General features: G+C 59.5%; 22 protein-coding genes and 1 tRNA gene. 15 read left to right on the plus strand and 8 right to left on the minus strand.

The window, feature by feature from the left end; all coding sequences use genetic code 11:
• From HY737_06030 to HY737_06100, 15 genes are all read left to right on the plus strand, one after another.
• Positions 1-401 (plus strand): PhoH family protein (locus HY737_06030; protein ID MBI4597941.1); only part of this gene is annotated, 401 nt, incomplete at its 5' end.
• 144 nt (positions 402-545) lie between these two features.
• Positions 546-890 (plus strand): rRNA maturation RNase YbeY, encoded by a 345-nt coding sequence (ybeY, locus tag HY737_06035; protein ID MBI4597942.1) that lies wholly within the window; start codon positions 546-548, stop codon positions 888-890.
• Positions 871-1,596 carry a DNA repair protein RecO gene (gene recO / locus HY737_06040; GenBank protein ID MBI4597943.1) on the plus strand — a complete coding sequence of 242 codons (726 nt, stop codon included), beginning with the start codon at positions 871-873 and terminating at the stop codon, positions 1,594-1,596. The genes ybeY and recO overlap by 20 nt, the downstream gene beginning before the upstream one ends.
• A gap of 205 nt (positions 1,597-1,801) precedes the next feature.
• Positions 1,802-2,662 (plus strand): glycine--tRNA ligase subunit alpha, encoded by an 861-nt coding sequence (locus HY737_06045; GenBank protein ID MBI4597944.1) that lies wholly within the window; start codon positions 1,802-1,804, stop codon positions 2,660-2,662.
• A gap of 34 nt (positions 2,663-2,696) precedes the next feature.
• On the plus strand, positions 2,697-4,796 hold the full coding sequence (locus HY737_06050) for a glycine--tRNA ligase subunit beta (protein ID MBI4597945.1): 2,100 nt from the start codon (positions 2,697-2,699) through the stop codon (positions 4,794-4,796).
• Positions 4,797-4,799: 3 nt separating this feature from the next.
• Positions 4,800-7,505 (plus strand): pyruvate, phosphate dikinase, encoded by a 2,706-nt coding sequence (locus HY737_06055; protein MBI4597946.1) that lies wholly within the window; start codon positions 4,800-4,802, stop codon positions 7,503-7,505.
• An 87-nt stretch (positions 7,506-7,592) separates the two neighbouring features.
• Positions 7,593-8,501 carry a sigma-70 family RNA polymerase sigma factor gene (locus HY737_06060; GenBank protein ID MBI4597947.1) on the plus strand — a complete coding sequence of 303 codons (909 nt, stop codon included), beginning with the start codon at positions 7,593-7,595 and terminating at the stop codon, positions 8,499-8,501.
• A 21-nt stretch (positions 8,502-8,522) separates the two neighbouring features.
• Positions 8,523-8,597, plus strand: a tRNA-Arg gene (locus HY737_06065).
• A gap of 384 nt (positions 8,598-8,981) precedes the next feature.
• Positions 8,982-10,349, plus strand: coding sequence for an alginate export family protein (locus tag HY737_06070; GenBank protein MBI4597948.1), 1,368 nt, complete (start codon positions 8,982-8,984; stop codon positions 10,347-10,349).
• 63 nt (positions 10,350-10,412) lie between these two features.
• Positions 10,413-12,566: a hypothetical protein gene (locus HY737_06075; protein MBI4597949.1), complete on the plus strand. Its 2,154-nt coding sequence runs from the start codon at positions 10,413-10,415 to the stop codon at positions 12,564-12,566.
• Positions 12,567-12,619: 53 nt separating this feature from the next.
• A complete protein-coding gene (locus HY737_06080) occupies positions 12,620-13,720 on the plus strand; it encodes an inositol-3-phosphate synthase (protein MBI4597950.1) in 1,101 nt (366 codons plus the stop codon).
• Positions 13,701-14,585 (plus strand): CPBP family intramembrane metalloprotease, encoded by an 885-nt coding sequence (locus HY737_06085; GenBank protein MBI4597951.1) that lies wholly within the window; start codon positions 13,701-13,703, stop codon positions 14,583-14,585. Before HY737_06080 ends, HY737_06085 begins: the two co-directional genes overlap by 20 nt.
• Positions 14,582-14,941 carry an exosortase system-associated protein, TIGR04073 family gene (locus HY737_06090; protein MBI4597952.1) on the plus strand — a complete coding sequence of 120 codons (360 nt, stop codon included), beginning with the start codon at positions 14,582-14,584 and terminating at the stop codon, positions 14,939-14,941. Before HY737_06085 ends, HY737_06090 begins: the two co-directional genes overlap by 4 nt.
• A gap of 10 nt (positions 14,942-14,951) precedes the next feature.
• Positions 14,952-15,287 carry an exosortase system-associated protein, TIGR04073 family gene (locus HY737_06095; protein ID MBI4597953.1) on the plus strand — a complete coding sequence of 112 codons (336 nt, stop codon included), beginning with the start codon at positions 14,952-14,954 and terminating at the stop codon, positions 15,285-15,287.
• A 55-nt stretch (positions 15,288-15,342) separates the two neighbouring features.
• Positions 15,343-16,101 carry a DUF3108 domain-containing protein gene (locus HY737_06100; protein ID MBI4597954.1) on the plus strand — a complete coding sequence of 253 codons (759 nt, stop codon included), beginning with the start codon at positions 15,343-15,345 and terminating at the stop codon, positions 16,099-16,101.
• 61 nt (positions 16,102-16,162) lie between these two features.
• Here HY737_06100 and HY737_06105 read toward each other — a convergent pair whose 3' ends face one another.
• The 8 genes from HY737_06105 to HY737_06140 are packed head-to-tail and all read right to left on the minus strand — an operon-like array spanning position 16,163 to position 23,869.
• Entirely contained in the window at positions 16,163-17,044 is an 882-nt protein-coding gene (locus tag HY737_06105; GenBank protein MBI4597955.1) for an alpha/beta hydrolase, read from the minus strand.
• A 24-nt stretch (positions 17,045-17,068) separates the two neighbouring features.
• A complete protein-coding gene (metG, locus tag HY737_06110; protein ID MBI4597956.1) occupies positions 17,069-17,452 on the minus strand; it encodes a methionine--tRNA ligase subunit beta in 384 nt (127 codons plus the stop codon).
• Entirely contained in the window at positions 17,445-17,702 is a 258-nt protein-coding gene (locus tag HY737_06115; GenBank protein ID MBI4597957.1) for a 4Fe-4S binding protein, read from the minus strand. The genes metG and HY737_06115 overlap by 8 nt, the downstream gene beginning before the upstream one ends.
• A complete protein-coding gene (locus tag HY737_06120) occupies positions 17,702-18,151 on the minus strand; it encodes a GatB/YqeY domain-containing protein (GenBank protein MBI4597958.1) in 450 nt (149 codons plus the stop codon). Before HY737_06120 ends, HY737_06115 begins: the two co-directional genes overlap by 1 nt.
• A complete protein-coding gene (era, locus tag HY737_06125; protein ID MBI4597959.1) occupies positions 18,135-19,097 on the minus strand; it encodes a GTPase Era in 963 nt (320 codons plus the stop codon). Before era ends, HY737_06120 begins: the two co-directional genes overlap by 17 nt.
• Before the next feature lies 1 nt (position 19,098).
• Complete coding sequence (gene polX, locus HY737_06130) at positions 19,099-20,835, minus strand: DNA polymerase/3'-5' exonuclease PolX (GenBank protein ID MBI4597960.1); 1,737 nt, start codon at positions 20,833-20,835, stop codon at positions 19,099-19,101.
• Positions 20,832-22,085: a tetratricopeptide repeat protein gene (locus tag HY737_06135; protein ID MBI4597961.1), complete on the minus strand. Its 1,254-nt coding sequence runs from the start codon at positions 22,083-22,085 to the stop codon at positions 20,832-20,834. Before HY737_06135 ends, polX begins: the two co-directional genes overlap by 4 nt.
• Positions 22,082-23,869, minus strand: coding sequence for a long-chain fatty acid--CoA ligase (locus HY737_06140; GenBank protein ID MBI4597962.1), 1,788 nt, complete (start codon positions 23,867-23,869; stop codon positions 22,082-22,084). Before HY737_06140 ends, HY737_06135 begins: the two co-directional genes overlap by 4 nt.

A 23,869-nucleotide genomic window follows, 5' to 3' on the forward strand; every position in this document is an offset into this window, starting at 1 on the left:
ACCTTCGACCTCTCTATGATGCGCTGTATGAGATGATGGAATTCGATATGGTCCAGCGATACATCAACCGCGGCATTATTGAGGTGGCTCCGCTGGCCTTTATGCGTGGCCGAACGCTTAACGACGCCTTTATTATTCTCGATGAGGCGCAAAACACCACGAATGAACAAATGAAGATGTTCCTCACCCGGCTTGGCTTTGACTCCAAGGCGGTCATCACCGGCGATGTCACACAGATTGACTTGCCCAGCGATAAACCATCCGGCCTCATTCAAGCCGAGCAATTGCTCTCCAATATTCCCGGGATCAACATCTCGTTCTTCAGCGGCCAGGATGTCGTGCGCCATGAGCTGGTCCAGTCGATCATCCAGGCGTACGAGCAGAACAATCATAAGAAGTGAGTGATTAAGTGATTAGGTGATTAAGTGATTGGATGATGGGAGCTTTACGTTCGTCGAGCTATGAAGATCATCGTGTTCAACGCGCAACAAAAATTTCCGGTCAATTCGCGCGCTATGATCAGACTCCTCCGATGTGCGATCCGTATGTTGAAGATCGTAACGCCGGGGGTGCTCGAGGTGACGTTCCTCAGCCCGCAGCGGATGCGCGCGGTGAACCGAAAAGCGCTGCACCACGACTGCGTGACCGACGTGATCAGTTTTCGGTATCAGGATGAGCCGGTGGCCGGAGAAATCTTCGTCGCCCCTTCCGAGGCGCATCGGTATGCCAAGGAGCACGGCATTCCGTATGAGCAGGAACTCGCGCGGTATGTGCTCCATGGCTTGCTGCATTGGCTTGGACATGATGACCGCACGCCCGCTCAACAGCGAACGATGCGAATGATGGAAGACCGATTGCTCACCCGGTGCGATGGGAATTCACACGGCTGACGCCATTGTCCTTCGGCGCTATCCGTTCCGAGAGACGAGTGTCACTTTAAGTTGCTTGACGGATCAATTCGGCAAACTCAAAGGGCTCGTCAAAGGGCTGCGCGCGCAGCCGAATCGGTATCGTAGCGCAATGGAGCCGATGACGATTAACCGCATCGTCTTCTATGACACGCGCACGAGCCAGCTCCACTTGATCAGCCAGTGCGAGCTGCTTTCACCACTCACAGAGCTGCAGCGCGATTTGGACACGACGCGGTTAGCCGCACTCTTTCTGGAGCTCGCAGATACGGTGACACCGCTTGAGCATCCAGAGCCGGCTCTATATTCCTTGCTGAAACATTCGCTGGAGCATTTGGCCCTCGGGGTGGGACAGCCGGAGGGCCTCCGTCTTCATTTTATCGTGCGGCTCTTGAAGCTGGCCGGGTTTCATCCGCAATTGACCGAGTGCGCGAGCTGCCAGACGTCGGTCTCCTCCGGAGGGTTTTGGAGCGCTCGGGAAGGCGGCTTCCTATGTCCCCGGTGCTTGTATCATGATCCGCGGGCCGAGGCAGTGACGCCAGAACTCTTGGGCGTGCTGACGACATTGTCCGAGGCTGATCAGCCCCCACTGCTGGATCCACTGTTGATGCCAGCACTCAACACCCGCATCGACGACTTCCTCCGCTGGCGCCTCGACCGACCGTTGAAAACATTGGTGTCACCATGAAATTTCTGGAAGTTCATCGGGCCCCCGCCAGCCCGGCGAGCGGATGTGCGAGCTCAGCGAGCCGGCAGCGAATGCTGTCAAGCTGCGGCCACCTGTTCGATCGCGCCCCAGCCGGGCGCGGAGTTGGTGGCCGCTTCGCTGCAAGGCGAGCGCCCGGAGCGAGCACTGAGCGAGCGGGCTGGGTGGGGGCCCGAGGTTAGGCGAAATGCAGCTACAACAGTTGATTCGGACGTTGGATACGTTTTGGGAGCAGCGCGGATGCGTGATCGTGCAGCCATATGACATGGAGATGGGGGCAGGGACGTTTCATCCGGCGACGTTCTTCGGGGCACTCGGGCCTCAGCCGTGGCGCGCGGCGTATGTGCAGCCCTCACGGCGTCCTACCGACGGACGCTATGGGGAGAATCCGCTGCGCATGCAGCGCTACTACCAGTATCAGGTGATCCTCAAGCCGACACCGGATAACGTGCAGCAGCTGTATCTTGAGAGCCTTCGCCGCTGCGGGATCAAGCTGGAAGATCATGATGTGCGCTTTGTCCAAGATGACTGGGAATCGCCGACGCTGGGTGCGTGGGGCTTAGGCTGGGAAGTCTGGATGGATAGCTTAGAAGTCACGCAGTTTACCTACTTCCAACAAATCGGCGGTTTGGATCTGGATCACATCTCCTGCGAGATCACGTATGGGCTGGAGCGCATCGCGATGTATGCGCAAAAGACGGCGGATGTGTATCAGCTCGCCTACGGCCCGGGCAAAAGTTACGGCGAGTTGCATCTTGCGTTAGAAAAAGAACACTCCGACTACAACTTCAATCACGCCGATATCGAGCTGCACCGGTTGTGGTTTGATAGCTACGAGAAAGATGCGAAGCGGCTCCTCGCGGAGAAGCTCGTGCTGCCGGCGTACGAGCAGTTGCTGCACTGCAGCCATACGTTCAACATGCTCGATGCCCGCGGGGCCATCAGCCAGTCCGACCGTCCTCGTTTCGTGCTTCGCATCCGAACCTTAGCCAAGCGCTGTGCAGAACTCTATTTGGAACGTCAAAATGCCAAAATTGAAGCACGCTAAGAGCTGGAAGCTAAGAGCCGGGAGCAAAAACGCTGTGACCACTAGCTCCCAGCTCCCAGCTTCTAGCCGCGTCTCAGATCTGTTATTCGAGATCGGGACTGAAGAACTGCCAGCCGCGTATCTGCCAGGTCTCATCGATCAGCTCAGGGTCGAGGCTGAAAAACTTTTACAGGCGAACCGTCTGGCGTTTCAGAAAGTGGAAACATTTGGCGCGCCGCGGCGACTCGTCCTTGTTGTCTTGGGACTGGATGCCGTGCAGCGTCGGCCGGCCGAGGAAATCCGCGGGCCATCCAAACAAGCCGCGTACGACAAAGACGGTAAGCCCACGCCGGCCCTTCTTGGGTTTCTCAAGTCACGCGGCGGGGCGCTCAGCGATGTGAAGCTCGTGTCCTCTGAGAAAGGCGAATACGTCTTTTTCCTCAAGTCCTCCAGCACGACGCCAACGCCGCAGGTCCTCTCAACACTCCTGCCTCAGCTCGTGACGGCGTTGCGCGCGCCCAAAACCATGCGGTGGGATGCAAGCTCCCTGCGATTTGCTCGGCCCATCCGCTGGACGTTTGCGCTGTATGGCACGACGCCTATTCGCTATCAGCTCGGGCGTCTTTCCAGCACCCCGTCGCGCACGATGGTGGGGTTGCCAACGCAGCCCAAAGCCGTCACGGTCAAATCTCATGACGCCTACCACCGAGCCTTGAAACAGGCCGGGATTGTTTTGGATCACGCTGAGCGGCGCCGCGTCATTGAGCAAAAAGTCACACGGATGGCGGCTGCCTCAAAAGGGAAGACCGCCCCCGAAATGCTCACCTACGGTTTGCTCGATGAGGTCACGCATTTAGTTGAGTGCCCTATCGAACTCTCCGGCCGATTCGATCCCAAATATCTGGTACTGCCTCGTGAAGTGCTCCTCGCCAGCATGGCCAAACATCAGCGCGTCTTTGCCGTTGAGTCAGGCGGGAAGCTGCAGCCGACTTGCATCGCGATTCTTGAAGGCAAGCCCGGCAAGCCCGCCGAGGTGCGAGCGGTCATCGAGCGCATCTTGAATGCGCGCCTGGCCGATAGCCTCCTCGTCCTCAAGGAAGATCGCGAGCATCTGCCGCTGGAGCACATGGCGAAGCGGCTCTCCGGCGTGACCTTTCATGAAAAGATCGGCACCATGGCGCAGAAGAGCGAGCGACTGGAGACATTGAGCGAAACACTGGCCCAGGCGTGGGATCTTGATACCGAGGAACGTCTGCAGCTACGCCGTGCGTGTGTACTGGCCAAAGCCGATTTAGTGAGCACGATGGTGAAAGAGTTTCCAACGCTGCAAGGGGTCATCGGCAAATATTACGCGCTGGACTCCGGCGAGTCACCGGCTACTGCGACGGCGATCGAAGAGCATTATCTGCCGTTGGCGGAGAAAGCGCCGAAGACGCTGATCGGCAGCGCCTTATCGATCATCGACAAGCTCGACACGCTGACGAGTTACTTTGCCATTGGCATTATGCCGACTGGTGACCAAGATCCGTTTGGGCTGCGCCGTGCCGCGCAGGGCATTGTGGAAGTCGCGTGGAACGTTCGTCGCCCGTTTCCGTTCGCGCGTCTTCGCGTTGGCGAACCTGTGCGGCGATATCTCTTGGAGCGGTTGTTCACCTTTGCCTGGCCAGCGCCGTCGCCTTCAGCCGATTGCATCCAAGCGGTGCTCGCCAGTCCCTGCGAGGATTTGGTTGATGCGATGGATCGCATCCATACGCTGCAGCGGCTCCACCAGCGCCGCTCAGCGTTGCTCAAAGCCGCGAAAGTGGTTGAACGGACCAGGAACATTTTGGTCGGAACTCGTGATGGCGGGAAGGGCATCAACCAAGCGTTATTTCAGGAGCCGCTCGAAAAAGCATTGTGGAGCTGTTACACCAGCTCCAAAGCTCGCATCGAGCAACTGATCCACCGACGCTCCTATGCGGATGCGACCGCAGCCTACGGCGAGACGTTTTTCGACCCGATCCACGAGTTCTTTGACAAGGTGATGGTGAACGTCGACGATGAGCAAATCCGCACGAATCGTCAGGCGTTGATGCGGGCCATCAATGTGTTGTATACTGCTCGGGTTGCCGACCTCTCCAAATTGACCATTCTGCAACAACAACCGAAGGAGTAAGTCATGAAACGACGCACGGCCACGCTCGCCAAACCCGCCAGCGCGTCAGCGCGCACCGGCCGCAATGGCGCTCAGAAACAGACGTCCATCTATCGCTTTGGCGGCGGCCGGGCTGATGGCAGCGCCGAGATGAAGAAGCTGCTCGGCGGCAAGGGGGCGAACCTGGCCGAAATGACGAACCTCGGCGTGCCGGTGCCGCCGGGATTCACCATCACCACCGACGTCTGCCGCCAATTTTACGAGTTGGGCGGACGGTGGCCGAAGGGGCTGGAGCACGAGTTAGCGCAGAGACTGAAATGGCTGGAAGGCGTGACGAAGAAAGGGTTTGGCGACCCCAAGAATCCGCTGCTGGTTTCCGTGCGGTCAGGGGCGGCGGTGTCCATGCCTGGGATGATGGACACGATTCTCAACCTGGGGTTGAACACGCAGACCGTCCATGGCCTCGTGGTGAAAACCGAGAATCCTCGGTTCGTGTTCGACGCCTACCGCCGCTTCATCCAGATGTACGGCGATGTCGTCTTAGAAGTGGAGCGCAAACAATTTGAGGAGGCACTCGGCAAGCACAAGGCGACGCATGGCGTGAAGACCGATGCCGAGCTCCCCGCCGAGGCGCTCAAAGCGCTTGTCGCCGACTACAAGCAGATCGTCAAGCGCGCCAAGGGCGCCGACTTTCCCGAAGACCCGATGGAGCAGCTGCGTGGGGCGATCAACGCCGTCTTCTCCTCCTGGAATAACGAACGCGCAAAAATCTATCGCCGGCTCAACAACATCACCGGCTTAGCTGGCACCGCCGTCACCGTTCAGTCGATGGTCTTTGGCAACATGGGCAAGACCTCGCTGACCGGGGTCTGTTTTACGCGTGATCCTAGCACGGGCGAAAACGTCTTCTACGGCGAGTATCTCGTCAATGCGCAGGGCGAAGATGTCGTCGCTGGCATTCGCACACCCAAGCCGGTCGCCGAACTGAAGAAGGAATTCCCTAAGCTCTACGACCAGCTCTTCAAGGTGGGCAAGCGCCTCGAGAAGTACTTTAAGGAAGTCCAGGACCTTGAGTTCACGGTCGAAGAAGGCGTCCTCTATATGCTGCAAGCGCGCACCGGCAAGCGCACGGCGCGAGCCGCAACCACGTTTGCCACCGATTTCGTCAACGAGGGCGTGATCTCGAAAGAAGCCGCGCTCTTGCGGATCGACCCTGCGCAGATCGACCAGCTCTTGCATCCGACGATCGATCCGAAGGCCAAACTCAGCGTGATCGCCAAAGGGCTGCCGGCGTCTCCTGGGGCTGCGGTCGGAAAAGTGGTCTTCCATGCCCGCCGAGCGGTGGAGCTTGCCGAGGCGGGCTCGCGCGTCATCTTGGTCCGCGAAGAAACATCGCCCGAGGATATCGAAGGCATGCACGCGGCCCAAGGCATCCTCACGTCACGTGGGGGAATCACAAGCCATGCAGCCGTTGTTGGACGAGGGATGGGGAAATGCTGTGTCGTAGGTTGTAGTGAGATTACCGTACATGAGGAGGAAAGTCGCTTTACCGTGGGTGATGTTGTCGTCAAGGAGCTTGACTGGATTACGCTTAACGGGACGACCGGCGAGGTCATGCTGGGCGAAGCCCCGCTGGTGGAGCCGCAGCTCACGGGCAGTTTCAAGCAGATCCTGGACTGGGCCGATGGGATCCGCCGTCTGAAGATTCGGGCCAACGCGGATACGCCGCACGATGCCACCGTGGCGCGCGATTTCGGCGCGGAGGGCATCGGATTGTGCCGCACCGAGCACATGTTCTTTGCCGAGGATCGGCTGCCGGCGGTGCGCGAAATGATCCTGGCCAAAAATGTGGCCGCGCGCAAGAAGGCGCTCGCCAAGCTGCTGCCGTTTCAGCGGGACGATTTCAAAGGCATCTTTGAGGCGATGCGAGGGCTGCCCGTGACGATTCGCCTGCTTGATCCGCCGCTGCATGAGTTTCTGCCGGCGACCCCGGAGGATCAGGAGCGCGTGGCCAAGCAGCTGGGCATTCCTGTCCGGCAGTTGGCGGACACCGTCAACACCCTACATGAAATCAATCCCATGCTCGGGCACCGCGGCTGCCGGCTCGGCCTGACCTATCCGGAGATCAACGAAATGCAAGCGCAAGCCATCTTCGAGGCCACCTGTGAGCTGGCCCGCGACGGGATCAAGGTGATTCCTGAGGTCATGATCCCGCTCGTGGGTCATCCGAATGAGTTTCGGGTTGCCAAGCGCACGATCGATGACGTGGCCAAGCACACGATGGAACGCTTTCAGATGACGTTCACCTACCTCGTCGGCACCATGATTGAGGTGCCGCGCGCCGCGGTGGTGGCTGATGTCATTGCCCACGAGGCCGAATTCTTCAGCTTCGGCACCAATGACTTGACCCAGATGACCTTCGGCTTCTCGCGCGATGACATCGGCAAGTTCTTGCCGCACTATTTAAAGGAAGGGATCCTGCCGGCCGATCCATTCGTGAAACTCGATCAGGAGGGGGTCGGCGAGTTGATCAAGCTGGGCGTTCGCAAGGGCCGGGCCACGCGGAAGGATCTGAAGGTCGGCATCTGCGGCGAGCATGGTGGGGAGCCTTCCTCTATTGAGTTCTGCCACCGCCTGGGCTTCGACTATGTGTCCTGTTCGCCGTATCGCGTGCCCGTGGCCCGGCTGGCCGCCGCCCAAGCCGTGTTGAGAGAGAAACATAAAGGGTGATTACACAGATTGCGAAATGCGATTACACAGATTATTAAGGCGTTTTAATCTGTGTAATCATCCTTGGAAATCTGTGTAATCATATATATGGATCCGATTCGTTCGTACTTAAAAGATATCAAGTCCATCCCCTTGCTCAACGCCAAGCAGGAGATCGAGTTGGCGAAGAAAATCCAAAAAGGCGACGCGAGGGCCCGCCGCCAGATGACGACCGCCAACCTGCGGCTCGTGATCAATATCGCCAAGCGATACTCCCACCTCGGCGTCCCCCTCCTTGATCTCGTTGAGGAAGGCAATCTCGGCCTCATGAAAGCGGTCACCAAGTACAATCCGAAAAAAGGCTTTCGCTTTTCCACGTATGGGGCGTGGTGGATCCGCCAATACATTACGCGGGCCATCGCCAATCAGGGCAAGACGGTTCGCATCCCGGTCTACATGACCGAGATGCTCTCGAAATTCAAGCGCGTCACCGAGGAGCTCGCGCAGAAGCTTGGCCGCAAACCCACCATCCCTGAACTGGCCAGACGGATGCGGCTGCCGGAGGAGCGCGTGGAACGGCTGCAAGAGCTGGCGAATGCGCCCCAAGCCACCTCCCTGGAAACGCCGGTCGGTGATGAGGGTGAAACCGAAATGATCGATTTGCTTCAGGATGAGCACAGCGCAACCCCCGAAGAGGACATCACGCGTTTTCTGCAGCACGAGCGCATTGATGCGCTGCTGGCGAAGCTCAATGAGCGTGAGCGGAAGATCATTCTCCTGCGCTACGGCCTCATTGATGAAATCACCCGCACGCTGGGGGAAACCGCCAAGCATTTTGGCATCACCCGCGAGCGTGTGCGCCAGATCGAAGCTGTGGCGATCCGAAAACTCCGCGCCCTCTTAGCGGCCGAAGGAGCTAAAACCCCCGCTCCGGCGGCTGCAGCGTCCGGTTCCCAAAGTTTTTCGCGCGCCACGACGCCGAAGACCAACGGCAAGCTTCGCAGGCGTTCCTCGTGATTCCAACATCCTATGTCTTATGCGCCTGTAGCTCAAACTGGATAGAGCAGGGGCGTCCTAAGCCCTGTGTTGGAGGTTCGACTCCTCCCAGGCGCACTTCATCCAGCAAAGTCCAACAACAGCCCCTTAGAATTGCTTAGAAGATGCATAGCGCTTATCAGGGAATGTCGAAAAAATACTTGACAAGCTTTGCGAGACTTTCTATAGTGGGGAAAACCTGAGAAGGAGGTGTCCTTAGACTCCCGGGGAAGGGGAGGAACAAGCCAGGCATCCTGCGCGGGTGGAACGCGAGGAAAAGTTCCTTTCAATCTTTGAGCGTCTGAGGATATGTGAGTTTGGATGTGCTGGGTCGGAGATGCAGAGGTACAACAAGGAGGGAAGGCGATGGTGAAGGCTACGCGAAGATGCGCAGTCCTTCTTGGCCTCGCGGCCATCAGTCTAGTCGCGGGCAGCGTTCCTGCATTGGCGGAAGTGCAGAACGTGAAGGTTGGCGGAGACATCACCGTCCGCGGGTTCATCAGGCGGTGTGTTGACTTAAACTGTATTGATGACGAAAAGTCGGTCGCGAATAATACCGTGGCGGCCGGAGATCGAAACGATCGGTTTCTGATGCAGACCACCGGGATCAACATCGGCGCAGACTTGACCGAGAACGTGTCGACGTTTGTCAGGCTTGCGAATGAAAGTGATTGGGCGCGAGATGCGGCCACGGGTGGCGGAGCCACAGGGACCCTCTCGGATTTTGCGGTGAGCCAAAGCTATGTCACCCTCAAAGAGCTGTTTTACTCGCCGCTGACGGTGAAGGTCGGCCGGCAGCCCATTTCGTGGGGACGGGGATTTGTGCTCGGCAGCAACCTGATCCCATCGATCGTGAACCGAACGAACGATCTGCATGGATCCATTACCGCGAATGAGTTCACGGACTTCACGGCGTTCGACGCGATCCGTGCCACGCTTGACTTGTCCAACATGGGCGGGCTGAATATTCCCTTACTGGCTGACTACGTGTATATCAAGCTCAATGAGGGGAGTGTCGGACGTTCGGACGATGTCACCCTCCAGGGTGTGAACTTCAGCACGCATTTGGACAATCACAACGCTGAGGCTGAGACCTACTGGCTGATTAAGAGAGATCGGAGTACGAAGAACCTGACGGACACCGGTGGTGCGACGACGACGCCAGCAACAGATAATTTTGGGTCGGTGAACACGATCGGTGTTCGTGGGAGTGCGAAGCCAGTGGAAGGCGGCTACGTGTTTGGGGAGATCGCCTACCAATTCGGCAGGCGAGCGCTTGATGGCGATGCAGCTCTGATCGCTGGCGATGCGCATCAAGCGTGGGCGTGGGATCTTGGGGTCGAGTACACGCTCCAGAACACGGCGTGGAACCCGAAACTGGGATGGGAGTGGATCTTCTGGTCAGGCAAGGATATTGACGGGGCAGGAAATGGCTGGGACCCGATCGCGCGCGGGTACTACACGACAGCGCTGCGCGAGTTCCAAACTGGAGCCAACGCCGGCTTCTATCCGACACCCCAAGCGGGTGACACGTCTGCCGCAACCAACCAGCATCAGTTTGCCTGGTACGGCAGTATTAACCCGATTGAGGATTTGACGATCGCACCCCGCCTGACCTTCTTCTTCCTCGATGAGAGCTCAACTGTGGCGAAACCGGGCAAGCGGAGGGGCTATGCCGGGGCGGAATGGGACACCAACGTGGTGTACAACTACACAGACGATGTGCAATTTGGTCTGCTGTACGCCTTGTTTGCTCCGGGCAACATCTACAGGGGCTTAAACGACGCCTCTTCACAAGAGCTTGTGACGACGGTGAGCGTCAAGTTCTAAGTCGTCCTTGCATCACACAACGTCCCCCTGTCTCGTAAGAGGCAGGGGGTGTTGTTTTCTGACATGATCTCTCAACCGTTATCCATCGCGTTTGTGTGGCATATGCACCAGCCGTACTACCGGAATGCGGTCACCGGCGAATGCTCGATGCCGTGGGTCCGTCTGCACGCGACCAAAGATTATCTGGATATGGTGCAGCGACTTGAGGCCTTCCCGACGATCCATCAGACCTTTAATCTCGTACCCTCATTACTCGATCAACTCGAAGAGTATCTGCCGCCGGCCAGCCGTTCCGATACCTTTCTTGATCTCTCGAGGAAGCCGGCGTCCGATCTGACGGTCGAAGAGCGGCGATTCGTGCTGTGGTGGTTTTTCCTGGCCCATATCGAACGCATGATCCAACCCTATCCGTGTTATCACGATCTGCTGGCCAAGCGCGGCCTGCACCCATCTTCAGACGATTGGCCTTCGCTGGAGCGCCGTTTTAGCACGCAAGAGTATCGTGATTTGCAGGTGTGGTTTAATCTGGTGTGGATCGATCCGTGGCTGCGACGCCAAGACCCCCAACTGGCCAAGCTTGAAGCGCAGGGCAGCGGGTTTACCGAACCCCAAAAGCAGTACGTGCTTGATCAGCACATACAGATTATGGGAAAGGTCATTCCGGCGTACCGCCAAGCGCTGAGGCGCGGCCAAGTGGAGCTCACCACGTCTCCCTACTACCATCCCATTCTGCCGCTGCTGTGCGAGATGAATGAGGCTAAGCAGGCGCTGCCGGATACCCAGCTTCCGCGGCAAGGGTTCCGGCATCCTGACGATGCCTCATGGCATCTGCGGCAAGCGCTCACGCGCCACCACGCAGTCTTTGGAAGCGCCCCCAAGGGGTTCTGGCCGTCTGAAGGCAGCGTGAGCGAAGCGGTCATTGGGCTTGCGATGGCCGAGCGCTTGCGGTGGATGGCGACGGATGAGGAAATCCTTTGGCGAAGTCTGCAATCGCCGCGAAATCCAGCGCACTTGTATCGGCCCCACGTCCTGCAGCGCCGTGAGGGTGAGCTGGCCATCGTCTTTCGGGATCGGGAACTGTCTGATCTCATCGGGTTTGTCTATAGCCAATGGGATCCCAAGGCGGCGACAGCCGATTTTCTGAAGCGGCTTGAGAGCATTCGAATCCAGGTGCCAGCTGATGGCCCGCCCGCGCTAGTGAGCGTTATTCTTGACGGCGAGAATGCCTGGGAATACTACCCGGATGATGGGCACGAATTTTTCATGCGTCTGTATGAGGCGCTAGCTCGTGATGAGCGGTTTCGCTGCGTGACCGTCAGCGAATTTCTCGACCGCGCTCCCATGGGGCAATGGCCCTCCTTGCCGAAACTCTCCAGCGGTTCTTGGATTGGCGGCAACTTCGCCACCTGGGTCGGCCATCCGGAGAAGAACGCGGCGTGGGCGGCGCTGAGCGAGGCGCGTGAGGCGCTTGGGCCGCCGCCGGCAGCAGGGCAGGAGCCTCCTCGCGAGGCCTGGAAGAGCCTGGGAATTGCGGAAGGCAGTGATTGGATGTGGTGGTTTGGCGATACGCATTTTTCGGCGCAGGCCGATCAGTTTGATGCGTTATTCCGCGCGCATCTGATGAATGCGTATCGGCAGGCCGGTCTGGCACCTCCCGAAGCGCTCGAACAGCCGATCCGCCAGAAGCAGGTCCAGCGGCTTGTTGAGCCAACCGGGCTGATCCATCCGGTGATCGACGGCCGAGAAACGTCCTATTATGAGTGGCTGTATGCCGGCCGCTGCGATCTCACACAGCAATACGCCGCCATTCAGCGGTCGGAGCAATGCGTGCGGCAGCTGCTCTACGGGTTCGATGATCACGCGCTGTACCTTCGCATCGATGTCGATCGCATGGCGCTTAAGCGATTGGTTCCTTGGACGATCACGGTGAGCCTTGGGGAGGATGTGGCGATCACCCTTCAACCTAAGGACGCCGTGGCGCTGGCGTTCTTGGATCGGTCCACGGCGGCGGAGCCGAAACCACTGTCATGCGCTTTTGATCACGTGATTGAGCTCGCGCTGCCGCTGGATGATCTTCCGACGCGAGCGGCCGAAAGGGTGTTGGTCGCGCTGGCACTAAGCCATGACAGCGCCGTGGTGGAGCGCTACCCCCTCCAAGGAACCTTTGCGCTCTCTATTTCCATCCAAGAGTTGGAAATGCGCGCGTGGCCGCTCTAGATCCTGCGCTTGAATTGTCGACGGTGAACACCTATAATGAATAAATCGTCATGATGCCTCCAATTCGCATTGCGATCGCCGGCGTTGGCAACTGCGCGAGCGCGTTACTGCAGGGACTTGAATATTACCGAAATCCTGGACGGCGTCGAACGGCGAGCGCAGGGCTCTTGCATCCGCGGGTCGGCCCGTACGCGCCATCGGACATCAGGGTGGTCGCGGCATTTGACATTGATGCGAGAAAAGTCGGCAAGCCTTTGGAGGTCGCCTTGTCGGCTCCCCCGAATTGCACGACTCGATTCATGCGTCGGTTGCCTCGCTATGGCGTGACCGTGCAGATGGGGCCGGTGCTTGATGGGATCGCTCCGCACATGCTCCGTTATCCCCCCGCAGAAACGTTCCTGCGAGCGAACGCCAAGGCGGTTGATATCGACAAGGTCTTACAACGTTCCCGCGCCCACATCCTCATGAACTATCTGCCGGTGGGGTCTCAGCGGGCCACCGAAGCTTATGCGCAGGCATGCCTCAAGACCGGGGTGAGCTTGATCAATTGCATTCCGGTCTTTATCGCTTCAGATGCCCGCTGGGCGAAGCGATTTGCCGATCGAGGCATCCCGCTCATCGGTGATGACGTGAAGGGGCAGGTGGGAGCCACCATTCTTCACCGGGCCCTCGCCCAGCTCTTTAGAGATCGCGGGGCCGTGGTCGCCCGCACCTATCAGCTGAACGTGGGCGGCAACACGGATTTCTTGAACATGCTGAATCACGACCGCCTCCAAATGAAGAAGATTTCAAAAACCGAAGCCGTCCAAAGCATCCTCTCGGAGCGCTTGCCCACGATGGATATCCATATCGGGCCCAGCGACTACGTGGCGTGGCAGCGCGACCGGAAAGTCTGTTTTTTGCGCATTGAAGGGCGGGGGTTCGGGAACTGCCCGATTGAAATCGAAGCGCGGTTGTCGGTTGAGGATTCCCCGAACAGCGCTGGCATGACCATTGATGCCATCCGCTGCCTGCGAATCGCGAGAGATCGCGGGTTGCGCGGGCCGATTCAGTCGGTGTCGGCATGGACGATGAAGCACCCACCGCATCCCATGACGGATGAGGAGGCGCGAGGATCAACTGAGGCGTTCATTCGTGGCACAAGCAGCCGGTAGCCCCAAGCCCCTGGCGCATGCCCTCCAGCCTCGCGCGGTCTCCGGCTGGTGGTCGGTGATCACGTTTGGACTGCTGACATTTGCTATCAGCGTCCTGCTGAGTGTCATCGTATGGCCATTTGTCGGCTTGCCGTGGTGGAAAGTGTTTCGGCGGTGCGTGTCAATCGGGGCCGCGGCGAGCGTGTTGATTTGCGTGAAGGTGCTGGAACGGCGGACGGTGCGTTCCTACGGGTTTGCCGATGCCGGGAAGGGAATGCGCCAATTGCTCTTTGGCGTGGTCTTGGGCGCGTCGACGCTGGCCGCTATGTTCGGTATCGGGCTCTGGAGCGGAGCTTACCACGTGTCCATTGATGAGAGCCCGCTCAAGTTTTGGGGCACGATCATCGGCCTCATGCCCGCCATGGCGCTCGTCAGCGTGCTGGAGGAGCTCGTCTTTCGCGGCGTGATTCTCCAGCGTCTGATAGTCTACTCGCGGCCGGTGGCCATGTTCGTGAGCAGCGCCCTTTACGCGATCGTGCATTTGAAGACCCTCGCGCCCACCTGGAGCCCCTGGGGGCCCTGGTTTGAGTTGTTTGGGCTGTTTCTTTTCGGGATGATCCTGTGCGTGAGCTTCTTTTTGACCGGCCAGCTCTATCTTGCCGTGGGGCTGCATGCGTCATTGGCGTATGGGGCCAGGGTGAATAAGCTCTTGGTGGAGTTTCCTCGCCCGGCGCTGAATTGGCTGATCGGCACGAATCGCTTGGTGAATGGCGTCATGAATTGGATGGCCTTGCTGGCCATGTGCGGGGTCATGGTGTGGTGGGTGCGATCCTCTCAGCAACAGCCGAAAGCTCGCGCTTTCGGCATTCCGAGGAGGGTGGAATGAACCGGCGGTGGGCACGGATTCTATGCGGCCTGATCGTGTTCGGGATTGCGGGTGTCGCGCGGGCTGAATACGAGGAGAGTCCTGACGTGCAGGGACGGATTCGAAAACTTGGCCGCGGGTTGGCGAATATCGCGACGTGCCCGGCTGAGCTTGTCAGAACTCCCGAACTGGTGAGCCGGCGGGAAGGGTTTCTGGCTGGCGTGACCGTCGGCGTGCTGCAAGGGGCCTGGCGGGGATTGGCTCGCGGCGCAGCCGGGATCTATGAGGTGCTGACGTTTTATTCCGACAAGCCGAACGGCTATCAGCCGCTGATTCGCCCGGAATTCGTGTGGGAGCATGGCCACTGGGTGGAATAAGGAGAACACCATGAAACGACGGTGTCGCGCGTTTCTTGTTGCAGGAAGCCTGATCGTCCTAGGGCTGCCGGCGGGCGCATGGGCGCAGGATCCCATTCATAAGATGGGCCGGGGCGTGGTCAATGTGCTCACCGGGTGGCTGGAGATCCCGAAACAGATCCACCTGGGCGCGCAAGAAAGCAACCCGATTATTGGATTAGGCCAGGGGGTGTTGCGAGGTGTCAGCCTGACGGCATTGCGAACTGGTCTTGGCCTCTATGAGGCGGTGACATTTCCAATCCCCTATCCGCAGCAGTTCGCCTCGCCGTATGAACCGATGGAGCTCAGCGACTATTCGTGGGATTAGGCTGATTGTTTCGACGAGTGATCCACGGCCTCAACGGCTGCTTCGCGTTGGGGCCGTGTTCCTTTTCGTGCTGCTGCTGGGCAGGGAAGAGGGACGCGCCGATTCCCTGCCGCCAGAGCGCCCCGCGGTGGGGGAGCGTCTGGCATTCCACGGGTATTGGTTGGCCATCCCGGTTGGGTATGGATGGATTGAGGTCGCATCCATGGTGGACCTTGACGGACGGAAGGCCTATCACATCCATGCGGAGGGCCATACCAATGAGGTGCTCTCGGTCATCTATCCGATTCACGACACCATTGATTCCTATCTGGATGCCGAGACGCTCCAGCCGCTGCGGTTTGTCAAACATCAGCGCGAGGGGCATTACCGGGCCGATGAAGTTGTGACCTTTGACCATCACCGGCATCTCGCGAGATATGAATCACTCCTGAATGGGTCCGTCAAGGAGATCGCGCTTCCGGACCGGATGCAGGATATCATCAGCGCGCTGTACTGGTTTCGCGCCCAACTGATCCAAGCTCCGCAAACACTTATGGTCGACATCTATAGCGATGAAAAGATGTTCCAAACATCCGTGACGGTCCAATCCCCAGCCCGTTTAGAACTGTTGAAGCGCGGAACGTTTTCTTGCTTTATGGTGGAGCCGAAAGCGTCGTTTAAAGGTTTGCTCGTCAAGCGAGCCCGCCTGTGGGCGCATGTGACCGCTGATCGCTACCGCTTGCCGCTGCTGGTGAAGGCGACCACTCCGTGGGGGCCGATGAGCGCGGTGCTCGATGAGACGTCAATTCCTACTGACGTTCAACGGATACGCTAGGGTCATTTACTGATGATATTAATGTCTTATAAGATATATTCTGTTAAATAGAGGACACAGATCAACGGGTTCGCTTGAGATGCGATTCAAAAAATATGACCAGGCGTTTCACGTAGGCTGCGGGATCCATCGTGTAGCCCTCTAAATGGCCTGCGTGAGGAATGACCCAGAGCTCTTTCGGGTTTGAGGATTGTTCAAAGAGCCGCGTGGCCTCCTCCGGCGGCATCCTGGGGTCTGCGCCGCCCTGGATCAGCAAGAGTGGTCGCGGGCCAAGCTGTGCTGCACTGGCTTCTGGAGAGAGCTGCTGCGGCCAGAGGCCAAAGCGCATCCGGTAGGTGGCGGCGATCATCCAGTCAAATGGCACTCTAGGCAGCCAGGGATACATCAAGTGGACATGGCGGCTGATGGAGGAATTCAGATTCGTGTAGGGACTGTCGACAGCGATCGCCCCAAGCCGTTCATCCTGAGCGGCCACCATAAGGGCGACGGAGCCGCCCATGGAAATGCCGTAGATCCCATAGGGGGCTGCCGGAATCTCGCCGCGCTGTCCAAGAGCGGCCAGCGCTCCTTCCACATCCCGCTGCTCGGTCAATCCGAATGAGGTCGTCCGGCCTCGGCTTCCGCCATGGCCGCGGAAATCAAAGAGGAAGAGATTGAAGCCGGCGCGATGCAAGCCCGCGGCGATCTCGAGCAGGTCGGATCGGTTTGAGCCGAGCCCATGACAGAGAATGATCCACGGTTGAGCAGGCTGGCCGGGAATGTTCCAGCCTTCAAGCTCTAGGCGGTCGGTTGCGGGAAACCGGATCGTTTCAGCGGCCATGCCGAAGGACTCAGGGGTCATGGTCAACGGCAGCCGCGGCATGAGGGTATTCCGGAGAAACAGGATGGCGCATGCCACCCACGTCCAAAAGATGGCCAAGAAGGCGACTTCGAGGACAATCACGAGCGGGGGATTCCGGTTAATCGGTTATTTGACTTGGCTGCCGGCCGCGATCGGCCGCTCAGGAGCGACCAGAATAATCGAAGCGCTATCCGAGGCCGCCAACACCATCCCTTGGCTTTCGACACCGCGCAGCATCGCCGGTTTCAAATTCGCCACGACGACGACGTGCTTGCCGATGAGATCCGCTGCCTGATAGGAGCCTCGAATGCCGGCGATGAGCTGCCGCGGGGTGGGTTCGCCGATGTCAACCGAGAGGATTAGCAGCCGGTCGGCGTTCGGATGGTCCTGCGCTGATGTGACGATTCCGACGCGAAGCTGGAGCTTCTTAAAGTCGTCAATAGACAGCAGGCCGACAGGCGTTGCCGGCTGAGGTTGAGCTGGCGTTGGGCTCTTCCCTGCTTCATCCATGAGGGGGATCCTGGGGTGGCACCATGGTAATCGCGTCCCACGGGCAAATCTTCTCGCACAGGAAGCAGCCGATGCACTTCGGTTGATCGATGATGCACGTGGCGTTCACCCCTGCATGCTCCGGGCCAGGCTGTTTACTGATGCAATCGACCGGGCAGACGGCGATGCACACTTCGCAGCCGGTGCAGCTATCCGGATTGATGAGGGCTTTGGGGCGGCCTTTCCTCGGGGCGGCGGTGGTCGCCGCCATTACGCCCGACTCTGCTTCAAGCGCTCAGCCACCAGCTGGCTGACCAGCTTCCCGTCGGCTGTGCCAACCGCTTTGCTCATGACCGCTTTCATGATCTGTCCCTGATTGAGCCCTGCGGTGTTGATCGCCTCATCAATCAGCGTGCGGATGTCTTCGACAGATAACGGTGTCGGCAAGTACGCCTGCACGATGGCCAGCTCAGCCGTCGCTTGGGCCAGCACGTCTTGCCGGTTCGACTTCTTCGCCGATTCGATGGTTTCATGGCGCTGTTTCGCTTGCTGTGCCAAGACCTGCAGGACTTCCGAATCTTCCAGGGTCGGCTTTCGCTTCTCAATGGCCGCTTTCTGCATGCCCGCCTTCAGCAGCCGCAAGGTATCAATGCGGGTGCGGTCCCCGGCCTTCATCGCCGTCTTGTAGTCGGTGTCCAGTCGTTCACTCAGGGTTGCCATGATCTTGTATTGTAACATCTTTTCCTTCGGAAACATACCGGAAGAGCCCCAATTGTCGCAAGACGCGCTCATTATCCCGCCAGTTCTCGGCGACTTTGACCCAGAGGCCCAGGTGGACTTTCTTTCCCAGCAGCCGCTCGATCTGCTGCCGCGCGGCGGAGCCAATCTGTTTCATCATCGCGCCCTCGCGGCCGATCACGATGGCTTTCTGCCCATCCCGCTCCACGAGGATCGTCGCGTGGATTGCCAGCACCCGCGGCCGCTCTTCGATTTGATCCACGATGACGCCGACCGCGTGAGGGACTTCCTGGTGCGTGGCGATCAAGACCTGTTCGCGGATGAGCTCGCTGATGCGGAAGCTGGCGGGCTGATCGGTGTGGTGTTCCGGGTCATACCACCGGGGCCCTTCGGGCAGGTGCGCGATGATGGCGTCAAGCAAGACCGGCATCTGCTCTCCCGTCAAGGCTGAGATGGGAATGCAGTCGTCGAAGAGGCGCTGTTGGGCGCACGCTTTCAGCAGCGGCAACAGCTTCGGTTTCTTGACCGCATCGACTTTGTTGATGGCGAGCAGCGCGCTGCGGTGTTGGCGGCTTGAAGCGCGCTGTTCAAGCGCTTGCCTGGTTTGGTCAAATACTCGCTCATCCTCCGGCCTGAGGCTGACGCGACCATCAATGACGGCGACGATGACATCGGCCTCCTCGAGCACGGATTTTGCGACTTCGACCATATACCGGCCCAAGACATGCTCAGGTTTGTGCAAGCCGGGGCTGTCAAGAAAGAGCACCTGCGCTTCAGGTCGGGTGAGCACACCCAAGATGCGTTGGCGGGTGGTCTGTGGCTTTGACGACACGATGGCGATTTTCTCCCCCAAGTAATAATTAAGGATCGTGGATTTCCCCACGTTCGGCCGACCCACGATACCAACAAACCCTGAGCGATAGGTCATGTCAGGCGCGGGTGGGCTTTCGTTTACGAGCGATCCAGGCTAGCAGTTCGTTGAGTGACAGGCAGTTGAGGAGATGTTTGGGTTCAAGCCACGCGCGCCGAGCCACGCCGAGCCCAATGGCCATCTGGTCGAGTTGATCCAGGCTGTGGCTGTCGGTCGAAATCGCCAGCATGGCTCCGGCTTGCTGCGCGGCGCGCGCTTGCGCATCTCCGAGGTCAAGGCGTTTCGGATACGCGTTGATCTCCAGGGCGGTGTGCGTCTTGTGCGCGGTCTGGAAGACCGCATCCAGGTCTACGGCATACGGCTCCCGCTGGCCCATCAGCCGCCCGGTCGGATGGGCAATCACGGTGACATGCGGATTTTCCATCGCGCTGACGAGTCGATGCGTCAAGCGGGTGTGATGCTGGCTGAACCCGGAGTGGATGGAGCCAATGACCACATCCAAGTCAGCCAAGACCGCATTCGGATAATCCATGGAGCCGTCGTTGAGGATATCCACCTCCGCTCCGGTGAGCAACCGGAATGGGCTAAGGCGTTCATTCAGCTTTCGGATCTCGCCCAGTTGCCGGCGCAAGCGCGCCACGGACATGCCGTGGGCGATGGTCAGCGACTGAGAATGGTCGCAAATCGCCAGGTACTGGTAGCCGCGCGCTCTGCCGGCGTTCGCCATGGCTTCGAGCCGGTCGCTTCCATCAGACCAATTCGTGTGGATGTGAAAGTCGCCTCGGATATCGCCGGCCTCGACCAGCTGGGGCAGGCGGCCGGCCTTGGCGGCTTCAAGTTCTCCATGGTCCTCGCGCAGCTCTGGGGCGATCCAGGGCAGGCCGAGAGCCTGGTACACCTCTTCCTCTTCCCTGCCCGCGGCCCACCGGTTGGTTCGCGCACGGAACACCCCGTACTCGTTGACCTTCAGTCCCTTTCGCGCTGCCAGTTCCCGCAGGCGGACGTTATGCTCCTTCGAACCGGTAAAATACTGAAGCGCCGCGCCAAAACTCTTCGGAGCCACGACGCGCAGGTCCACCTGCAGCCCTTCAGGTGTGAGGATCGAGGTTTTGGTGCTGCCGGCCGCGAGGATCCGACGGCAGAACGATTGGCGGCGCCATGCGCGCATGACCCGCTCAGGGCTTGAGGAAGCGGCAAGCAGGTCGAGGTCGCCGATCGTTTCCTTCATCCGCCGGAGGCTCCCGGCGGTTGAGACGCGCGTCACTCCAGGGATCTGTCGCAGCGCGGCGATCAGGTGCGAGGAGATCTGCAACGCCAACCCCAGATGCATGCGCGCCCTGCCCTGTTTAACCACGTCAATATTTCTCAGGATGTTGTCTTCTTTTTTCGCCTGAAATCCCGGCAGCGTACGAAGCCGATGCGATCGCGCCGCCGCCTCAAGCGTGCGCACTGAAGAAATGTTGAGGCGTTCAGTCAGCAGTTTGGCTGTTTTGGGGCCGATGCCAGGGACCTCAAGCAGGTCACACACGCCTTGGGGGATGGACTGCTTGAGGCGCTCAAAGGCCATGATACGGTTGGTCTTGAGATATTCCGTGATCTTCGCGGCAAGATCCGTCCCGATGCCGGAGAGTTGTGTCAAGCGTCCTGCCGAGGCCAGCGATTCAAGATGTCCGCTGAAGCTCTCAAGATTCTGCGCGGCTCGGCGGTAGGCGCGGATGCGAAACGGGTTCTCTCCCCGATATTCCAGGAGGTCTGCCATGCGGGCGAAGATGGCGGCAATGTCATGCTGGGTCATGGCGCGGGACCGGTTGGCGCGGTCTTGAGAAAATCAGGGAGCCATGCGCGCCAGTGCCCTTCGAGCTTTGCCAGCGTGACATGGCAGACGTCGGTCAGCGCGGCATCCAATGACTGCCCTTCGCCGAGCGCTTTCAACAGCCGGCGGATGCGCCACCATCCATAGCGGTCCAGGAGATACGCCGCGAGGCTGTACGATTGATCGTACACGAGCGCGGCGTCCTCCGATTGGGTCGTGGAGAACCGCTCCGAGAGCTCCGTCAGCGGAATGAGTTGCTGGGCCGAATGCGCTCGGCTCAGGGCATGAAGCGATTTCACCCCCTCTTGACGGCCTTCGTATTCGGCGAGACCTTCATTCAGCCATCGAGGGCATCTGACCCCGGTCAGCTCGGCAATCACCGCGTGCGTGTATTCGTGGAAGACGATCTGCCTGACCGTGGTCGACGGCAGCTGCGCGCTGGGCAGCGGCACGCGGATCTTCCCATCAAATTGCCCCCCGACCCACTCCGGCGTGTCGCGCCGCAATTGCCGGAAACTCTCCGCGCTGTAGATGAGCACGATGATTTTATGCTTCGGCCAGCACGCAAAATCCAGCCCGATCCGCCGGCGGGCATCGAGCAGCGCATCGCGGATATCAAACCCCACCGGGCTCTGGAGTTTTTCTTCATAGCGCAGGTCAAAGGACGCTTGAGAGAGCCGCTCGAACTTCGATTCGATCGGCAGCTCCTCGGTGACCTGGGCGAGCTGCTGGGCGATCCCAGGCAGCTGTGGATCCAGCTGGATGGCCTGCTGCCATGCGGCTTTGGCTTCCTTGAGCCGTTGGCGGTCATATTCAATGCGTCCCAGCAACGCATAGCCGATGGCCAGTTGAGGATTGGCCGCCAGGGCCTTGCGGATCAGCGTTTCGGCATCGACCAATTGATGAGCGACGTACTGCTCCTGAGCTTGATTGGCGTACATCGTGCTCAAATTCTCGACGACCTGCTGATTCAACGGATCCAGTTCCCGCGCGCGCTCAAGCTGCTCCGTTGCGCTTCGCCACTGGCGCTGTTCTCCAAGGCTCACCCCGTAGTTGTTATAGGCGGTCGCCAGCTGCTGGCGGACATAGGCCATGCCGGGACGGTCGTACATCTGCTGCTGGAGTTTCGCAATGACCGTTGGCCAATCCGCCGGCTCCTTCGTCGCCTCCTCAGCCGAGGCCAGCCGGCTTGCCGAGCAGATGATGAGGCCCAGCAGCGCCAGCCGTCTCATGGCTCATACAGGCTCTGAAGCAGCGAGGCGTACCGCTGGGCGATGACACTGCGTTTAGCTTTGAGGGTTGGGGTCAACTCCCCAGACGTTTGTGAAAATTCTTGGTCCAGCAGCGCGATCTTCTTGACTTGCTCAAAGCTCGGGCACCCCTGCTGTTTGGCTTGGACCAGGGTCCAGTAGAATTCGATGATTCGCGGCTCGCGGACCAGCTCCTGCAACGACCGGGAGGCGATCTCCTGCTCTTGCGCGTAGCGGCGCAGGCGCTCGATCTGGGGGACGATCAGCGCGACGCAATACGGGTGGCGGTCCCCATAGACAAATGCCTGCGCGATGTGGGGATCGGTGACGAAGAGGCTCTCAAGCTTTTGGGGTGCGACAAACTTTCCTCCCGCGGTCTTAATAAGATCCTTTTTCCGATCCGTAATGAACAGGTACCCATCCTGATCCAGATGGCCAATATCCCCGGTGGAGAACCACCCATCCACGAGGACTCCGGCGGTGGCTTGGGGGTTGCGGTAGTAGCCCTGCATGACGCCTGGTCCGCGCGTGAGAATCTCGCCATCTTCGGCGATCCGAACCTCCACGTCGGGAATGCGCTGCCCCACGCTGCCAAACCGCGGCCGGGGAGGCCGGTTGACCGTGATCACCGGTGATGTTTCCGTCAGCCCATAGCCTTCGAGGATGATGATCCCTACCCAATAGAAGAATTCGGCGATCTCCTTGGAGAGGGGCGCGCTTCCAGAGACGAAGAATTTGAGCCGCCCGCCAAGCCGTTTGCGCAGCGCGCGGTAGACGAGGTGATCCGCGAGCCACCGCTGCACGGCCAACGGCAGCGGCAGCCGTCGTCCGGTGGCCTGATGGGCCGTGGCGCGTTGGCCGACGTTCAGGGCCCACGTGGCGATCCGCCGCTTGAAGGGAGAAGCCTGCTGGAGGTGCTCATGGATGCGCGCATACAGCTTTTCAAAGATGCGGGGCACTCCCAGCATGACGGTAGGATGCGCTTCGGCCATATTGAGCGCGATCGTCTCCATCGATTCTGCATAGGCCACACAGGCCCCCGCCGAGAGCATCAAGTACCAGCCCGCCATGCGCTCAAAGATGTGCGACAAGGGCAAAAATGACAGATGAAGATCCTGCGACGTGATCGGCAGGATGCGCAGGCACGCATCGACATTAGACAGCAAGTTGCGGTGGGTCAGCATGACCCCTTTCGGCTCGCCGGTCGTCCCAGAGGTGTACAGCAGCGTGGCCGTCTCATCCGGCTGCAGGCGGCTTCGGCGCGCTTGGCGCACTTCCTCCAAGCGCGTGCCCTGCTCTGAGCCTTTGGCGAGCGCTTCGCTCCATGGGGTGAGCAGGTTTGAGGCTTGGTCGTGGGGATCGAGCGCGATGATCCAGCGCAGCGAGGGGACGCGCGGGATGATGGCCAGGAGTTTCCTGATCTGATCTGGGGAGGAGGCGATCGCGCCGACCGGTTCGCAATTGTTGGCGATCATCGCCAGATCCTCCGGCAGGAGGTTTGGATACAGCGGAACGGTCCATGCCCCGACGGATTGGATGGCCAGATCGGCCATGGCCCACTCCGGCCGGTTTTCCGAGAGGATCAGCAGGCGGTCGCCTGGATTAACCTGGCGGATCAGCAGGTAGTTGCTGAGGGCTACGACATCATTGTCGGCCTGCTGCCAGGTGATGGGGTGGTAGGCGCCGCCGCGCTTCGTCAAAAACAGCGGGTGGGCGCTTCGCGTGGCGACTTGGCGATCGAAGCGGGCCGGGATCGTCTCGTTCAT

The sequence above is a fragment of the Candidatus Omnitrophota bacterium genome (assembly GCA_016209275.1).
Lineage (GTDB): Bacteria > Omnitrophota > Gorgyraeia > Aquiviventales > Aquiviventaceae > JACQWM01.

Coding starts and splice junctions, on each gene's coding strand:
- HY737_06075 (MBI4597949.1), top strand. CDS start 10,413: ATGATCTCTCAACCGTTATCCATCGCGTTTGTGTGGCATATGCACCAG.
- HY737_06055 (MBI4597946.1), top strand. CDS start 4,800: ATGAAACGACGCACGGCCACGCTCGCCAAACCCGCCAGCGCGTCAGCG.
- HY737_06080 (MBI4597950.1), top strand. CDS start 12,620: ATGCCTCCAATTCGCATTGCGATCGCCGGCGTTGGCAACTGCGCGAGC.
- HY737_06095 (MBI4597953.1), top strand. CDS start 14,952: ATGAAACGACGGTGTCGCGCGTTTCTTGTTGCAGGAAGCCTGATCGTC.
- HY737_06060 (MBI4597947.1), top strand. CDS start 7,593: ATGGATCCGATTCGTTCGTACTTAAAAGATATCAAGTCCATCCCCTTG.
- HY737_06115 (MBI4597957.1), bottom strand. CDS start 17,702: ATGGCGGCGACCACCGCCGCCCCGAGGAAAGGCCGCCCCAAAGCCCTC.
- HY737_06140 (MBI4597962.1), bottom strand. CDS start 23,869: ATGAACGAGACGATCCCGGCCCGCTTCGATCGCCAAGTCGCCACGCGA.
- HY737_06135 (MBI4597961.1), bottom strand. CDS start 22,085: ATGAGACGGCTGGCGCTGCTGGGCCTCATCATCTGCTCGGCAAGCCGG.
- HY737_06045 (MBI4597944.1), top strand. CDS start 1,802: ATGCAGCTACAACAGTTGATTCGGACGTTGGATACGTTTTGGGAGCAG.
- recO (MBI4597943.1), top strand. CDS start 871: ATGGGAATTCACACGGCTGACGCCATTGTCCTTCGGCGCTATCCGTTC.
- ybeY (MBI4597942.1), top strand. CDS start 546: ATGTTGAAGATCGTAACGCCGGGGGTGCTCGAGGTGACGTTCCTCAGC.
- era (MBI4597959.1), bottom strand. CDS start 19,097: ATGACCTATCGCTCAGGGTTTGTTGGTATCGTGGGTCGGCCGAACGTG.
- HY737_06090 (MBI4597952.1), top strand. CDS start 14,582: ATGAACCGGCGGTGGGCACGGATTCTATGCGGCCTGATCGTGTTCGGG.
- metG (MBI4597956.1), bottom strand. CDS start 17,452: ATGGATGAAGCAGGGAAGAGCCCAACGCCAGCTCAACCTCAGCCGGCA.
- HY737_06120 (MBI4597958.1), bottom strand. CDS start 18,151: ATGGCAACCCTGAGTGAACGACTGGACACCGACTACAAGACGGCGATG.
- polX (MBI4597960.1), bottom strand. CDS start 20,835: ATGACCCAGCATGACATTGCCGCCATCTTCGCCCGCATGGCAGACCTC.